Annotated in this window: 13 protein-coding genes; 4 read left to right on the plus strand and 9 right to left on the minus strand. The window is 64.8% G+C overall.

Features of this window, described 5'->3' with window-relative positions:
* Positions 1-7: 7 nt before the first annotated feature.
* The 3 genes from gfo6 to ACFQI8_RS12025 form a co-directional block, all read right to left on the minus strand.
* On the minus strand, positions 8-1,126 hold the full coding sequence (gfo6, locus tag ACFQI8_RS12015) for a D-xylose 1-dehydrogenase Gfo6 (RefSeq protein WP_390245064.1): 1,119 nt from the start codon (positions 1,124-1,126) through the stop codon (positions 8-10).
* Complete coding sequence (locus ACFQI8_RS12020) at positions 1,123-1,992, minus strand: fumarylacetoacetate hydrolase family protein (protein ID WP_390245066.1); 870 nt, start codon at positions 1,990-1,992, stop codon at positions 1,123-1,125. Before ACFQI8_RS12020 ends, gfo6 begins: the two co-directional genes overlap by 4 nt.
* A 594-nt stretch (positions 1,993-2,586) precedes the next feature.
* Complete coding sequence (locus tag ACFQI8_RS12025; RefSeq protein ID WP_390245068.1) at positions 2,587-3,360, minus strand: SDR family NAD(P)-dependent oxidoreductase; 774 nt, start codon at positions 3,358-3,360, stop codon at positions 2,587-2,589.
* Between the two features lie 98 nt (positions 3,361-3,458).
* Between ACFQI8_RS12025 and ACFQI8_RS12030 the strand changes: the two genes are divergently transcribed.
* The gene (locus ACFQI8_RS12030; RefSeq protein ID WP_390245070.1) at positions 3,459-4,499 is read left to right on the plus strand and encodes a zinc-dependent alcohol dehydrogenase; all 1,041 of its coding nucleotides are present in this window, start codon (positions 3,459-3,461) and stop codon (positions 4,497-4,499) included.
* A 384-nt stretch (positions 4,500-4,883) separates the two neighbouring features.
* Here the strand turns inward: ACFQI8_RS12030 and ACFQI8_RS12035 are convergent, their stop codons facing one another.
* The 6 genes from ACFQI8_RS12035 to ACFQI8_RS12060 all read right to left on the minus strand — a co-directional run bounded on the left by ACFQI8_RS12035 (position 4,884) and on the right by ACFQI8_RS12060 (position 13,196).
* Positions 4,884-7,001: a dipeptide ABC transporter ATP-binding protein gene (locus tag ACFQI8_RS12035; RefSeq protein WP_390245072.1), complete on the minus strand. Its 2,118-nt coding sequence runs from the start codon at positions 6,999-7,001 to the stop codon at positions 4,884-4,886.
* On the minus strand, positions 6,998-7,918 hold the full coding sequence (locus ACFQI8_RS12040; protein ID WP_390245074.1) for an ABC transporter permease: 921 nt from the start codon (positions 7,916-7,918) through the stop codon (positions 6,998-7,000). Before ACFQI8_RS12040 ends, ACFQI8_RS12035 begins: the two co-directional genes overlap by 4 nt.
* Positions 7,915-8,910: an ABC transporter permease gene (locus tag ACFQI8_RS12045; RefSeq protein WP_390245075.1), complete on the minus strand. Its 996-nt coding sequence runs from the start codon at positions 8,908-8,910 to the stop codon at positions 7,915-7,917. Before ACFQI8_RS12045 ends, ACFQI8_RS12040 begins: the two co-directional genes overlap by 4 nt.
* Before the next feature lie 51 nt (positions 8,911-8,961).
* The gene (locus tag ACFQI8_RS12050) at positions 8,962-10,830 is read right to left on the minus strand and encodes an ABC transporter substrate-binding protein (protein WP_390245077.1); all 1,869 of its coding nucleotides are present in this window, start codon (positions 10,828-10,830) and stop codon (positions 8,962-8,964) included.
* Positions 10,831-11,013: 183 nt separating this feature from the next.
* A complete protein-coding gene (locus ACFQI8_RS12055) occupies positions 11,014-11,667 on the minus strand; it encodes a helix-turn-helix domain-containing protein (RefSeq protein WP_390245079.1) in 654 nt (217 codons plus the stop codon).
* A 158-nt stretch (positions 11,668-11,825) separates the two neighbouring features.
* Positions 11,826-13,196 (minus strand): SLC13 family permease, encoded by a 1,371-nt coding sequence (locus tag ACFQI8_RS12060; RefSeq protein WP_390245324.1) that lies wholly within the window; start codon positions 13,194-13,196, stop codon positions 11,826-11,828.
* A 263-nt stretch (positions 13,197-13,459) separates the two neighbouring features.
* Here ACFQI8_RS12060 and ACFQI8_RS12065 point away from each other — a divergent pair, with 263 nt between their 5' ends.
* The 3 genes from ACFQI8_RS12065 to ACFQI8_RS12075 all read left to right on the plus strand — a co-directional run bounded on the left by ACFQI8_RS12065 (position 13,460) and on the right by ACFQI8_RS12075 (position 15,119).
* Positions 13,460-14,323, plus strand: coding sequence for a ParA family protein (locus tag ACFQI8_RS12065; RefSeq protein ID WP_390245081.1), 864 nt, complete (start codon positions 13,460-13,462; stop codon positions 14,321-14,323).
* On the plus strand, positions 14,320-14,736 hold the full coding sequence (locus tag ACFQI8_RS12070) for a DUF7970 domain-containing protein (RefSeq protein ID WP_390245083.1): 417 nt from the start codon (positions 14,320-14,322) through the stop codon (positions 14,734-14,736). The genes ACFQI8_RS12065 and ACFQI8_RS12070 overlap by 4 nt, the downstream gene beginning before the upstream one ends.
* A 152-nt stretch (positions 14,737-14,888) precedes the next feature.
* On the plus strand, positions 14,889-15,119 hold the full coding sequence (locus ACFQI8_RS12075) for an AbrB/MazE/SpoVT family DNA-binding domain-containing protein (protein WP_390245326.1): 231 nt from the start codon (positions 14,889-14,891) through the stop codon (positions 15,117-15,119).
* The last annotated feature ends 34 nt before the right edge of the window (positions 15,120-15,153 follow it).

Here is a 15,153-nt window from a genome sequence, read left to right on the forward strand (position 1 = left end):
TCGGGGCCTACGCCTCGTCGGAGGCGGAGTTGATGTCGGCGTCGACAGCGACATCGGTACCGCGCTCCGCCGCGGCGTAAATCGCGTCCATCGCGCGCATGTCCACGAGGGCGTGGTCGCCGTCGGGCTCGGGGTCGGTCTCCGTCAGGAGCCGGGACGCGAAGTAGTCGAACTCCTCTGTCATCTGGTTCACCTGCTGGAAGTCGTAGTCGGCGGACTGGTCTCCCCACGACAGCCGGAAGCCGCGTTCCTGTCGGTTGTAGAACGCCGGCTCGATTTCGAGTTCCCCCTCGGTGCCGGTCACCCGGAGGTGGCTCGACTGGTAGGCCGACTGGCTGGCGGTGCAGACCGCGAGCGTGCCGTCGTCGAAGTCGACGCCGAAGCTGACGTGCTCGTCGCCGACGGCCGCGAACGCCTCGTCGTCGACGCGGGCGGTCGCCCTGACGCGAACGGGGTCGGCGTCGAGGACGAACCGCGCGGTGTTCAGCGGGTAGAGCCCGATGTCCATGACGGTCGCACCGCCGGAGAGTTCGGGGTCGAGCCGCCACTGGTCGGGGTCGGGGACGACCTCGTCGAGCAGGCGCTGGGACATGTGGCCGTGGACGAACACCGGCTCGCCGACGACGCCGGCCTCGACGAGTTCGCGGGCGCGCCGGACGGCCGGCTCGGTCTGCATCCGATAGGCGACCATCAGGGGCACGTCGGCGCGGTCGCAGGCGGCGACGAGCTTCTCGGCCCGCTCGACCGACGCTTCGAGCGGTTTCTCGCAGAGGACCGCCTTCCCCAACTCGGCGGCGGTCTCGACGTACGGGAGATGTAACCCGTTCGGCGTGACGACGTACACCGCGTCGTAGGCGTCGGCGGCGATGCCCTCGTGGAACTCGTCGTAGGTGAGCCCGCGGGTTATCGACTCGGCCAACTCCGTCGCACTCTCCGCCTTCTCCTTCGAGCCACTGACGACGACCGTCGTCTCGCAGAACTCGGACGCCTCGACGGCGGGAATCGCCTCGTCGCGGGTCCACCAGCCGAGGCCGATCATGGCGACCCTGACGGTGCCCGTCACGTCGTCGTCCTGCCAATCGCGGCGCGTGAACGCCTCTGTGATGTCGGTGGGTGTGGAACTCATACGGTGGTGACGGAGTTCGAGAGGGTGCCGATTCCCTCGACGGTGATGTCGACGCGGTCGCCCTCTTGGAGGTCGAACGGGTGGTCAGGCACAATCGATGTCCCCGTCAGAATGACCGCCAGTTCCGGGACCGTGTTATGACGCGTGAAGTACGACACGAGCTCGTCGCAACTGCGGACCATCTCGCTCGTGTTCGTGGCGTCGTCGTAGATGACCTCCCCCTCGCGCTCGATAGTCATGCGCATCTCCAACTCGTGGGGGTCGTCGATGTCTTCGGGCGTGACCACGGACGGACCGATAGAACAACAGCGGTCGTACACTTTCGCCTGTGGGAGATACAGCGGGTTTTCGCCCTCTATCGACCGACTGCTCACGTCGTTGCCGACGGTGTAGCCGACGATTTCGCCGCGCCGCAGGACGATACCGAGTTCGGGTTCGGGCACGTCCCATTCTGAGTCGTCTCGAACGCCGATGGCGTCGCCCGGTTCGACGATGCGAGAGGGCGTCGCTTTGAAGAAAATCTCCGGCCGGTCGGCGTCGTACACGTCGAAGTACATATCGGGCATCGAACTCTCCTCCTCGCGCGCCTGTTCGCTGATTTGGTAGGTGACGCCCGCGGCCCAGACCTCCTCGGCGTCGACGGGGACAGTCGCGTGCCGGTCGACGAACGCGTCGTCGACTTCGTCGGCGTCCTCGGTGAGCTCGGCGGCGAGACGGTCGATGGGGGTCCGGGCGATACTCGCAACTCGGGCCAAATCCCCGAACGTCTGAAGGTCCGCGTCGGCGCTCGTGAGGTCGTACGTCGTGGAGTCGCGGCTCACCGTGAGGCGGCGCTCTCCCGACACCGCTAGCTGGTGGTAATGCATTCAGTAGCATATTACTAGCAATTGTGATAAAGGTACGTTTCGGCGTCACAACGTGCCGCGAGGTGAGAGACAGAACGGACTGACGTGACGGGAATCGTCGACCGGGCGACTTCGGATACGGCCGTCCCGGCACACCACAGAGAGTCGAAAGGCCGTTGCCGACCGGGACTCGCTGGACCGAGGCGTTCGACTGTGTCGTCCACAGACGCCGGTAGCGGGGCTAATCGGCGGGAGAGTACAGCACTAACCGTATTTCGTATCTCAGAACAGGACCCCGCCGGACTCGAACAGAAAATCGCGGGACCACCGCGTTCGACGTGCGGTAATTCCGGCTAAGATTACGCGACTAATTCTGTAATTCAAACGGCCGACGACGGAGAGTCAAGGTGCGGTTCAGCGCTTGCGGCGGCGAGCACACGCAGGCGTGGGAATGCGCTCCGGCGAGCGTGTTCCCTATGACAGAACTGCCGGCCAGCGACGACCGGAGTCAGCGGCGACGCTCCATCACTGGCGGGCAAGCCCGAGGCCGTGGACAAACCGAGAGGCGGCCGCGGTCACGAGTGACGATCCGCGACGCAAAAGCGAAGCGACCGGTCAGAACGCGCTGTCCGCGAACCCGCCGTCGACGGTGACGACCTCTCCGGTCACGAACGACGCGGCGTCGCTCGCGAGGAACACCGCCGCGCCGACGATTTCCTCTCGCTCGGCGACCCGGCCGAGCGGCGTTCGCTCGTCGATTCGCTCGCGTTTGTCGGTCCCCTCGGCGTAGGTGTCGGCGTTCTGCGGGGTGATGACGAAGCCCGGAGCGATGGCGTTGACGCGTATCTCGGGGGCGAGCTCCTTCGCTGACGCGCGGGTGAACGCCTCGACGCCACCCTTCGCCGCCGAGTAGGCCGGGAGGTTCGCCATCGAGAGCCGCGCGGCCAGCGAGGAGATGTTGATAATCGACCCGCCATTGGCGACCGCCGGGGACAGCTCCTGTGTCACGCGGCGGACCCCCCCGAGCGCGATGTCGGTGACGCGGTCCCACGCGTCGTCGTCGATGTCGCGGACCGTCTCCCGGGATATCGCGCCCTGCGAGGCGACGACCACGTCGATGCCGCCGAACTCCTCGACAGCGCGCTCGCGGACGCGCTCGAGCGAGTCCGGGTCGGTCACGTCGCAGGTCTCCCGAACCGCGTTCGCGCCCAGTTCCTCGATTGCGTCGGCCGTCCCGTCGACCGCCGACTCGCGCCGGCTGGTTGCGAGGACGTCCGCGCCCTCGCTCGCGAAGCCGAGAGCGATTGCCTGTCCGATACCGCTCGTTCCGCCGACGACGATGACGCGCTTGTCGCTGACGGAGACTGGCGTGTGCTCGTATGTAGCCATGGTTGCAGTCCACACGGTACCGACATGATAGTTGCGGAACGCGCGGCGGAAGTGCCGCATGCAGTACGTTTTTACGGGCCCGCCTCACACGTCCTGTCATGCGAGGACTTGCCAAAGTAGAGCGTAGCTCCGGCGCTATGGAGTTCATCGAGCGACAGAAACCGGAACCGGACGCGGGAGAGGTGCTGGTGGAGGTCGACTACGCCGGTCTCTGCGGGAGCGACGCGGGTATCTACGAGTTCGAATCCGCCTTCGAGCGGATGGAACTCCCGACGGTCATCGGCCACGAGTACGCCGGTCGCGTGGTCGAAGTCGGCGACGCCGTGACGGAGTTCGGCGTCGGCGACCGCGTGGTCGAACGGCCGATTCGGGGTTGCGGCGAGTGTTACCAGTGTCGCATCGGCGAGGAGAACGTCTGTCAGGACGCTGTCATCACCGGCGTCGACCACGACGGCGCTTACGAGCGGTTCATCGCCGTCCCGGAGCGCGCCCTCCACCCGATTCCCGACGACGTGGAACAGCGGCACGCCGCGGTCGCCGAACCGACGAGCATCGCCGCGCGTGCCGTTATCGAGAACTCCCGGGTCGGCGCGGGCGACCGCGTGCTGGTCGAGGGGCCCGGTCCAATCGGCCTACTCACGGCCCAAATCGCGGCCGCGCAGGGCGGCACCGTCGTCGTCTCCGGCGTGGGACAGGACGCCGACTACCGGCTCCCGCTCGCGGAGGAACTCGGCTTCGAGACGGTCAACGTCGCCGACGACGACACCGAGGCGCGCCGCGAACGACATACCGGCGGCGTCGGCTACGACGTGGTGTTCGACACGACCGGCCACCCCTCGGGGCTCACGACGGCCGTCGACGAGGTGCGCAAGGGCGGCCAAATCGTCCTCGTCGGGCAAACCGGCGAGACCTCGATGCCCTACTCCCCGCTCGTCCGGGCCGAAATCGACCTGCAGTGTTCGTACGCCTCGATGTACGAGGACTTCGAGCGCTCCTTCCGCCTGATCCGCGACGGCGACGTGGACTGCGAGACGTTCGTCGACACCCGGTTTTCGCTGTTCGAGGCCGACGAGGCCTTCGAGACGTTCATCGAGGGCGGGACGTGCAAGCCTGTGTTCGATATCTCGGAGTTGGCGTAAGAGGAGTTTCGGCCGACAGCAGTTCAAACCAGAAGTGGTAAATTGAATATAACACAATAGTGTATACAGACGGAAACAGCTATTCAACCGCTGAACGACAGCTACACCAGATAATTCGCTTTTGAACCCATCTCAGATAGATAGTAAACAGATAATTTTGCATATTCACCAGATAAATAGCAAATGATATGGTCTAAAGTTCTTTTTAGGTAATTTTATATGGTATTCGCATCTAATAATTTATAATCTGTTTAGATATTTTCCCCATTAGAAGTTACTATTTTGCACAATACTAATGCGTCGAGTCGAGCCTCGAATCCGAATCGAGGCGCGGAGCGACCGAAAGGCCGCCAAAGAGACGAAGCGAGGAGTCGAAGGGCGGCGTCAGTCGCTGGCCGAATCGCCGCTGGCCGGCGACGAGAACTCGAGGTCTCCGTACGTAGAGCCCGAGCGGTCGTCGGCGATGCCGTCCGCGTCGGCGGTCTCGCCGTCCGGGAAGTAGCACGCCGCGCGGTGTTCGCCGTCACGGACGGTATCGAGTCCGGGTTCGCTCTCCCGGCACGCGTCTTCCGCTTTCGGGCACCGCGGGGCGAAGACGCAACCGGACGGGAGGCTGACCGGGTCCGGAGGCTCACCGTCGAGCAGGACGCGGTCGCGGTCGACCGTCGGGTCCTTCTCGGGGGCGGCCGCGAGGAGCGAAGTGGTGTACGGGTGTTTCGGCTCGGCCGCGATGGACTCGACGCCGCCCTCCTCGATGACCCGCCCGAGGTACATAATCGCGAGCCGGTCCGACACCTGCACCAGACTGGCGAGGTCGTGAGAGATGTAGACGATACCGATGTCCTCTGTGTCCGCGAGTTCTCGCAGGAGGTTCAGCAGGTTCACCTTCAGCGACACGTCGAGCATCGACGCCGGCTCGTCGCAGATGAGGAAATCGGGGTCGAGGACGAGCGCCTTCGCCACCGCGACGCGCTGGCGTTGGCCCCCCGAGAGCTGGTGTGGGTACTGGTCGAGGAACTTCCGCGCGGGTGTGAGCCCGACTTTCTCCAGCGTCTCGACGACGGCCCGTTCGCGCTCGTCGGTCCGGTAGTCGTGGATGGTGAGCGGTTCGCCGACCAACTGCCGAACCGTCTGTCTCGGGTTGAGCGAGTCGAAGGGGTCTTGGAAGATTATCTGAACCTTCCGCCGGAACTCGCGCATGTTCCCGTCCGCGTAGTGCTCGTAGGGCTCGCCGTCGAAGACGAACTCGCCGCCGGTCGGCTGTTTCAAGAGCGCGATGGTCTCGCCCAGCGTCGACTTCCCACAGCCCGACTCGCCGGCGATACCGAGGATTTCGGACCGCCGGACGCGCAGGGAGACGCCGTCGACGGCGCGGACGTAGTTCGGGTCGTTACCCCTGAGTTTCTCCAAGAGCGGCTGGCTCTGCTCGTAGTACTTTTCGAGACCGTCGGTTTCGAGGAGCACCTCGCCGCGGCCCGATTCGTCGTGGCTGTCGGGGATTCCCCACGTCTCCGGGTCGGTTGCGTCGCGCCGCATCTGGGCGGCTCTGGTGACGTGGTGGCACGCCGAGCGGTGGTTGCGGTTCGGCAGGTCGACGAGGTCCGGGTGGGACGCCTCGCATTCCTCGGTGGCGAACGGGCACCGGTCCTTGAAGACGCACGCGCTGGGTTCCTCACTCAGGTTCGGCGGCGACCCCGGAATCGAGACGGGGTCCTGGTCGCCCTCCTCAATCTCGGGGAAAGAGTTCTTCAGCCCCATCGTGTACGGGTTCGTAGGGTTCACGAGGACGTTGTCGACGCTTCCCTGCTCCATGGCTTTCCCGCCGTAGAGTATCGAAAGCTCGTCGCACGTCTCGGCGATGACGCCGATTTCGTGGGTGATGAGAAGCAACGAGCTGTCCATTCGGTCCTGTATCTCCAGAATCTTGTCGATAATCTTGTCCTGAACGATGACGTCGAGCCCCGTGGTCGGCTCGTCGGCGATGATGAGGTCGGGTTCGAGCGCCAGCGCCATGGCGATGGTCACGCGCTGGCGCATCCCCCCCGAGAACTCGTGGGGGTAGTCGTCGATGCGGTCGGGGTCGAGCCCGACGATTTCGAACAGCTCTCGGACCCGCGCACGGGCCTTCTCGTCGGTGACGTTCCGATGGGTCTGAATCGCCTGCCGAATCTGCGCCCCGGTTGACATCACCGGGTCGAGCGAGTCCATCGCGCTCTGGGGGATGTAGGCGATGTCCTCCCAGAGCACGTCGCGGCGCTCGCGCTCGCTGAGGCCGGTCAAGTCGCGGCCCTTGAATTCGATGCTACCGGATTCGACGGAGCCGTTGTTGGGAAGGAGACCGAGAACCGCCTCGGCAAGCGTCGATTTCCCCGAGCCGGACTCGCCGGCGAGGCCGTAGTTGACGCCCTCGTCGATGCTGAACGACACGTCGTTGACGGCGTGGACGGTTCCGCTGTCGGTCGAGTACGTGACCGTGAGGTCTGTGATGTCGAGGAGGCTCATTGTTCGGTCTGAATCTCCGGGTTGATGACTTCTTCGTAGGCGCGGCCGATGAGGAACACCGAGGTGGTGATGGCCGCGATACCGAGCGCGGGCGGGAGCACCCACCACCAAGCGACGCGCATGTTGCCCGATTCGAACACCTGTCGGAGCATCCGGCCCCAACTCGTGACGGTCGGGTCGCCGAACCCGAGGAACGCCAGGCTGGCCTGCGCGGCGATGGCCCACGCGATGCCGTAGGCCGTGTAGAGAAAGCCGATGGGGAGCACGTTCGGCGCGACGTGGTAGAGCATCGTCCGCAGGTCGCTCGCGCCGCTGGCGCGCGCCGACTTCACGAAGGTCCGCTCTCTGACGGAGAGGACCTCGGAGCGGACGACGCGCGCGGGCATCTTCCAGAGGAACGCGACGATGATGCCCGTCATGAGCCAGACGCTCGGCGTCACGAACGTCAAGAGCAACAGCGCCATCGGCGTGAACGGCAGGGAGAACGTGAGGTCCGTGAGGCGCATGAGGACCTCGTCGACCCAACCGCCGTAGTAGCCGCTGACGAGCCCCACGAGAAAGCCGAGCGCGCCGGTTCCGATGCCGCCGAACAGGCCGACGATGAACGTCGGTTGCGCGCCGGCGAGGAACTGGCTCAGGACGTCTTTCCCGTAGGCAGTCGTCCCGAACAGGGCCGTACCGGTCGGTTCGGACAGCCGTAACATCGACCCGGCGTCGTCGCGGACGGTGTACTCTATCGGGTCGTGCGGAGCGAGCGCGGGGCCGAGGAGACCGAGGAAGACGAACGCGGCGACGATGACGACGCCGGCGAACGCGAGGCGGTCGCGCCGCAGGAACGTGAACTGGTCTCGGAGCGTCTCCGCGACCCCCTCGACGCGCTTTTTCAGTTCGGCTTCGGGCTTCGTCTCGGTGCTCACGCGACACCACCTCCGCTGGTCGAGACGGTCGGGTCGAAGTAGGCGTACAGCACGTCGGCGACGAGGTTCGCCACGATGACCGCGAGCGCCATGATGAACACGGCCGCCTGCACCAGCGGGTAGTCCTGCTGTTGGATGGCGAGCACGAGTTCGCGACCGATGCCGGGCCAGCCGAAGACGACTTCGAGCAGGATGAGCCCCTGGAATATCATCCCGAGACGGAGCGCGAAGTAGGTCAGAATCGGAAGCATGGAGTTCCGACCCGCCCGCGCGAGCTGTTGCATCTCCGAGAGCCCCTTCGCGCGGTGGAGTTTGAGGAACTCAGAGCCCCGCTTTTCGACGACGCCGTTGCGCGCCAACAGCAGGAAGTCGCCGCTGTAGTACAGCACCGACACGGTAAACGGCAGGATGTAGTGGTGCAGGAAGTCGAGTGAGGCGAACGTCTCGACGGAGCCCTCCGGCGAGGCGCTGATAGAGCGCATCCCGAAGGCGGGCACCAGTTCGAGGTTGTACGCGAAGATGATGACGAAGAGGATGCCCGTGATGAACACCGGCGTCGACCGGAGGAACGTCGTGGCGATAATGCTGAGTTTCTCCAGTTTGCTCCCGCGGTTCCAACCGACGTACATCCCGAGGAGAGAGCTCAGGACCGCCGTCGTCACTAACGCGGGGACGAGCAGGATGAGCGTGTTGACGAGCCGCGGGGCCAACACCCCCCAGACGGGCTGGCTCCGCAGGATGGAGTAGCCGAACTGGAACAGCAGGATGCTCTGGAGGTAGCTGAGGTACTGCCGCCACATCGGCTGGTCGAGGCCGTACATCGCCCGAATCTCGGTGATTTGTTGCTGGCTCAGGTTGCCCGCGGTGACGAGCGACTCGAACGGACTCCCGGGAAGCAACCGCAGGACGACGAAGATGACCGAGACGGCCACGAGAGTGAGCCCGATAGAGATGGCGAGCCGCTTCGCGAGGAAGCGCTGGAACTCGCTCATGGTCGGGCTCCCCGGCGGCGCGACTGAGTGGTGTGCGACATGCTCGTCACCTCACGAGAAGTCCGCCTGTCCGAGTTCGTCACGGCGTTGGTGCATGTTCCCGGGCTGGATGCGCTCGACGAAGGCGGCCCACGCGTCCCCGTTGGGGAACCGGAGGTTTCCGTCGTCGTCCCACGTGTAGCCGGCCCGTTCGAGGTTCGATTTCGCCCCGTCGATATCGAACTCGTAGTGCGTCGTGTCCGACGTGTGCCACGGCGTGAGGTCCGAAATCGGGTTCTCCCCGTTCGGGACGGTCGCGCGGTCCTGCAACACGTCGGCGGCGAAGCCCTCGGTGTCGACCGACTTCGCGAGGGCGACGCGGAACTCCTTGTCGCGAACGAGCGGACAGGAGAACATCAGCTTCGTGTCGAGCGGTGCGAAGTTGCCCGAGGTCATCTTCTCGACGCCGGCGGTGCTCGCGGCGCGGTCGGCCTGCGAGTTCGAGAGCGTCGTGCCGATAGCGTCGATTTCGCCGCCCTGTAGCGAGCCGATCATCGAGTCGATGTTGCCGACGTTGATCCAGATGACGCGGTCGACGCCCTCGCCGGTCGTGGCTTGGTCGCCGAGCACGTCGGCCCGCCAGTCGTCGTCGAACATCCAGTGGCCCTCGTTTTTGGACACTTCGAAGCGGGTTCCCTGCTCCCAGTTTTCGTACGAGAACGGCCCGGTGCCGACGGGCGACTCGGGGTTGTGTTGGGACGGGTTCTCCACGTCTTCCCACTTGTGCTTGGGGATGATGACACTGCGAACGACGCGCTGGGTCATGAACGCCGCGTCGGGGCCCGTCAGATTGAACCGGACCTCGTGGTCGCCGAGCACCTCGACCGACTCGATTGGCTCGTAGAACGGCGTCTGACTGGTCGAGGAGTGTTCCTTGTACAGCTCGACGGTGAACTTCACGTCCTCGGCGGTGAACGGCTCGCCGTCGTGCCACTCGACGCCCTCGCGGAGGCTGAGTTCGACGGTGGTGTCGTCGACGAACCCGCCGCCGGTCGCCAGCGCGGGGACGACTTCGAGGTCCGGCGTGGCGTCGAAGAGGCCGTCGTAGATGAACGTCAGTCGCTTCGCCTCCGCGCCCCCGGCGGCCCACGGGAGGTTCAGCGAGTTCATCGAGGTGGTCACGCCCTTGATGTAGGTTCCATCGTCGGTCTGGGGTTGGAGGTTCACCTCCGACCAGACGAACGAGTCCTTCGTCGGCCCGTTACCCGGCGTCTGGACGTAGCCGCTCCAGCGCTCCGTGTTGACCGCGGTGATGACGTCGGGGAACAGCGTGATGAGCGCGCCCACGTCCTCGCTGAAGATGCGCTGGGCCTCGGCGACGAGTTCCTCGCGCTCGGTGCGGTCGGTCGCCCGACTCTGTTGGGTCAACACCTCCTGCAGGTCGGGGTGGTAGTAGTTATCGTAGTTCGAGAGACTCGTCTCGGTCCGCCGCATCAAAAGCGGGTTCGGGTCCAGTCCGCGTTGCGGGTCCGGGCCGTGCGTGCTCATCGAGAGGATGGCCTCGAGCCCCTTCGTATCCCAACTCTGGGCGTACAGTTGGTTCAGCGGTCGGTCGTTGAGTTGCGTCTCGATACCGAGCGCGTCCAGCCCCCGTTGGACCATGAGCGCGTGTTCCCGCATCCACGGGTCGTCCTCGCTCGAAAACTCGAGCGGGACGGGGTCCAACACCGCACCCGCGGTCGCGCTGTAGTCGAGCGGCGGCTCGTCGGCGTCGATGGTCTCCCACTCGCGCCAGTACTTCGTCTCGACCGTCTCCGAGGTCCCGGAAGGAACGTCGGGAGTGAGACTCGACCCGCCCTCGCTTCCACCGCTCCCGTTGCCGCCGCCACCGGTACACCCCGCGAGTCCGGTCACGCCGAGGGCGGTCGCCGTCGCCGCCACGTAGTCGCGTCGCGTAAGGCCAGTTCCGCGTTCGACACCCGAACTATCACGATTTTTCTCCGACATTGCGGCCGCTTGTTATGGAGTATCTTCCATGGTGCTGTTCCCGATACGTCCCGATAGCTATCGTTCTTTAAATACTCGCCCGTCGATGACCGGCAATATTCTCCAACAGGTGTAGCGCTACTTCTGTCGCGGACCGTAGATGAGTTCGAGCAGATTTCGCTCCGCGGTTCGGAGTCGTTCGCTCAGCGTGGACTGGGCGATACCCAGTTCGTCGGCGAGTTCGGTCTCCGACGTCTCTCGCGGGATGTGGAAGTAACCGTGATTGAACGCCGTCTCCAGAACCGCCAGTTGGTCGTCGGTCAGCTTGGAGATTAACACCTCCTTTAACCGGCCGCTGTCGAGCGGTTCGCCGGGGGCTTCGTCCTGCGTGACCGAGCGGAGTTCGAACTCCCCGAGCGTCTCTTGAATCTCGTCGGCGAGTTCCCTGAAGTGGTCCCAGTCCTGCGCGGTGGCGACGACCTCGAAGACGCCGTCTTGGAGCACGATGCGGTTCGGAATCGTCTCCTGTCTGAGCACCAGACCGAGGATGAACGGGTACGACTCGTTGGCGAGAATCGTCACTCGGCGTATCTGCACGTCGGTCGAGGCGGTCGGAATCTCCTCGTCGTAGAAGACGGTCACGCCCGAGATGTTGGCGAGGAGCGACTCCACATCGAAGGGGCCGTTCGAGGCGATGGTGAGCGACTCGATCCACGTCCCGTCTTCGACGTAAAAGGCGTTGTCCAACTCGATGCTCCGGGCGTCTCGCAGACGGCGGTCTATCTTCGACATGACGCCCGTCGGAGCCGTCGTAAACTCAACACGTAAGATGCGGACTCACCCGTACCGGGCAGATACTGTTCACCTACAAATAGCCCGGTGGTTGTCGCAACGGGCGGCGACGCCGAAAGCCGGGTTCGCGCGGACGGGACGAGAGACCGGTCGCCGACTCAGGCGACGAGCGGCCAGTAGAAGAGCCACGAGAGGGCCACGACGACGAGCGATAGGCCCATCGTCACGAGTCCGAACAGCGTCACGTCCCGGTTGGTCAGCGGTCCGCGGTCCAGCGAGACGAGGACGGCGGTCGTGTTGAACGGGAGAATCGTCGTCGACCCCACGACGAGGAGGACCGCGAGGCCGAGGTAAAGCCGCGTCACGCCGAACGTCTCCGCGAACCGTAGCACGATGGGGAGAATCACCACGATGGCGGCCGACCCGGTCGAAAAGAGCACGCGGACGGCGACCGCGAACCCGAGGAGCAGTCCGACGAGTTGCCAGTGGCTGAACGCCTCGAACGGGACGAACCGCGCGAGGAGGTCGACGACGAGCGCGATGGTTCGCGTCGCTTCGAGCGCGTCCAGAATCGACAGCGTCGCGCCGATGAGAAAGAGGACGCCCCAACTGAGTCCCTTGACGTCGTCGGCGTCGATAACGTCGACGCCCGGAAGCGCGAGGACGGTGACCGCGGCGACCGCCGGGAGAATCTCGGGAAGCCCGGCGAACGACCCGACGACCCACGCGAGGACGGTCCCGGCCATCACTGCCGCGACGAGTCCCTGTTCGCGAGTCAACTCGCCGTCGGTAGATGCATCCGCAATCCCCGACGCGCCGGGGTCGACCGTCGATTCGGCGTCGACGCCGTTGAGGAGCCCGGCGGCCGCGGCGGTCAGCGCGTAGAGCGCCACCGTCGGCGGGACCATCAAGACCGCCCACTCGACCCACGAGAGCGGTCGAACGCTCGTCGCGAGGATGCCCGAGGTGACGAGCGCCATCCCGCCGCCGGTCATGAGCGCCATCGACGCGATGGGGTTGACGTGGCCCAAGAGGAGATACGTCGCGCGCTCGAACCCGCTTCCCGCCGAGAGGTCGAACTCCGCTGTCACCTCCTCGACGATGGGGATGAACGCGACGGCGCGGGCCATCGCCGACGGCATGAACAGCGCCAGCACGAGGACGTTTCGCGCGATGGAGCGAAACGTCCCGCGAGGAGTGCTGTCCGGGGACAGCAGTCGGTTGGCTAACCGGGTGTCCAACCCCACCGACCGGACCGCGTTGCCGAGGAGTAACAACACGAGGAGGAAGTACACGAGCGAGGAGGTGAAGCCGCTGACCGCGGCCTCGAAGGAGTCGACGACGCCGAGGGCGTACAACAGGGAGACGCAGGCCAGACTCGAAATCGCGTACGGAACCGGTTTGGTCAGCCAGAGCAGGAGCGCGACGACGAAAACCGAAAGCGCGTACTGCGACCGGACCGGAAGAACGGAGACGGGGTGGAGGCCGACGACCGCGAGGAGCAGGGCGGCGGCGACCGGGAGCGTCACCGTCTGCGACGAGAGTTCGGGGGTGCGCAGACCTCGGTCGGGCAACCAATTTGTCACGAATGTACCTGCACACAACGGCCCCAAATAGCTACTGCCGGCGACAATTCGGGCCGCCAGTCGGGGAAAAACGCGAATCGGGTCGATGCAACTCGCCGACTGTAGATTATCTGAGTTATTTGGATTATTCGAGTTTCCCAAAGAGCGGAGGTAACCATAATTATTTCAACTGCGCCGAGAATCTCGCTATCACGGATATCCCCATCATGTCACGTGCAGTCAGCGTCTGTCTCCTCAAAGGCGGTATCGGCAAGTCGACGACCTCCATCAACCTCGCCCGCGAGCTCGCACACCGGGGAAGCGACGTACTGCTCGTCGACCTCGACCCGAACGGACACACCACGACGGGCCTCGGGTTCGGCGAGGAGTTCTACTCGGAGGCACATCTCGGTGACGTGCTCCTCGACGACGCTGAGTTGGAGCCGCGGGAGCTCATCTTGGAGACCGGGTTCGAAATCGACCTCCTCCCGTCGAACGACCGCATCGAGCAGGTCGAGTCGGACCTCGGGGGCGTGATGATGGGGTCGGCGCGGCTCAAACAGCGCGTCATCGACCCGCTTCTCGGCGACGACTACGACTACGTCGTCGTGGACTGCCCCGCGGCGCGCGGGAAACTCAACGACAACGCGCTGTACGCCACGCAGAACCTCGTCTTGCCGATGCGACCCGAATCGGGCGCGCTCTCGGGGCTCGAAAAGACCGTCAAGCGGCTCATCACGCCCGCACGGGAGCACTTCGACCTCGAAATTCTCGCGGTCGTGCCGACCGACCTCCGGGACCGAATCGACCACGACCGCCCAACGAGACAGCTCGTGGAGGCGCTCGTCTCGAAGCCGAACATCGCGTCGAAGCTCCCGAACTTCGCGTACACCGACCCGGACGTGTTCGAGGCCATCGACGACGGCGAGTGGGACGGCGACCTGCCGAAGCCGGGGATTCGGCATCGGTCGGCCATCGACGCGTCGATTCGTGAGCACATGCCGCTTCGGGACTACGACAGCACCTGCGACCAGTTGGCGTGCTACGACGAACTCGCGCAAATCGTCGAAGAAGGCGAGGTGGCCCGATGAGCGAAGACCCCTTCGGCGACCTCGACGCCGCGATGGGGGGCGGGGAGTCCGCGTCGGAGTCCGAACCGGAACCCGAACCAGCGTCCGAAGACGTCGAGACCGACGGCGCGGTCGAATCGGAAGACGGGTCGGAATCGGCGTCCGCCGAACCCGTCGACCCCCGAGAGCGCCCCGCGTTCGAGTTCGACGAGACCGTCCACAAGGCGCTCTACGTGCTCGAAGCGGTCGCCGACGAGTTCGACGATATCATCACCTACGACGTGGAGCGCGAACTGACCCGCGACCACGGGCTCAAGGGCGTCACGAAGAGCGAACTCCACAACGCCGCGCTCGCCGTGGCGACCGAACACCCCGAAGCAATCGTCGAACGCGTCCTCGAACAGCGCGGCCTCGACGACGAGAGTTCCGAATAATTCGGATAATCTATCTCTGTCAACTCTCTTAGAGCCGGGCGGAATACGTGCGACACGACAACGGCGCGTTCGGGAACGAAGGGGCTCTATCTGAGTAGGTATCAAATCGAGATGTGAGAAAATTCTTTTTTCTACCCATCGTATTAGGAAGTATATCGGAAGCGACGCTCGACGGTCGCGGACGCCTCACGCTCCCCAAAGAGGTCAGAGAGCGGTACGGCGAACGGGTTCTCACGGCCGCGACCTACGTCGAAGACCACGGGTTCACGCCCTTCGACGCGCTCCATCTCGTCGAGTCCGATGGCGACACGGTTGTGTCGAGCGACGAGACGTACGAGTCGTTTGCCCCGCCGCTCGACCTGAAAGCCGTCGAAGACGAGTGACGGCGATAACCGACCGCGGGCCGGGCGACTCGGA

The sequence above is a fragment of the Haloferax chudinovii genome, from assembly GCF_042663345.1.
Taxonomy (GTDB): Archaea; Halobacteriota; Halobacteria; order Halobacteriales; family Haloferacaceae; genus Haloferax; species Haloferax chudinovii.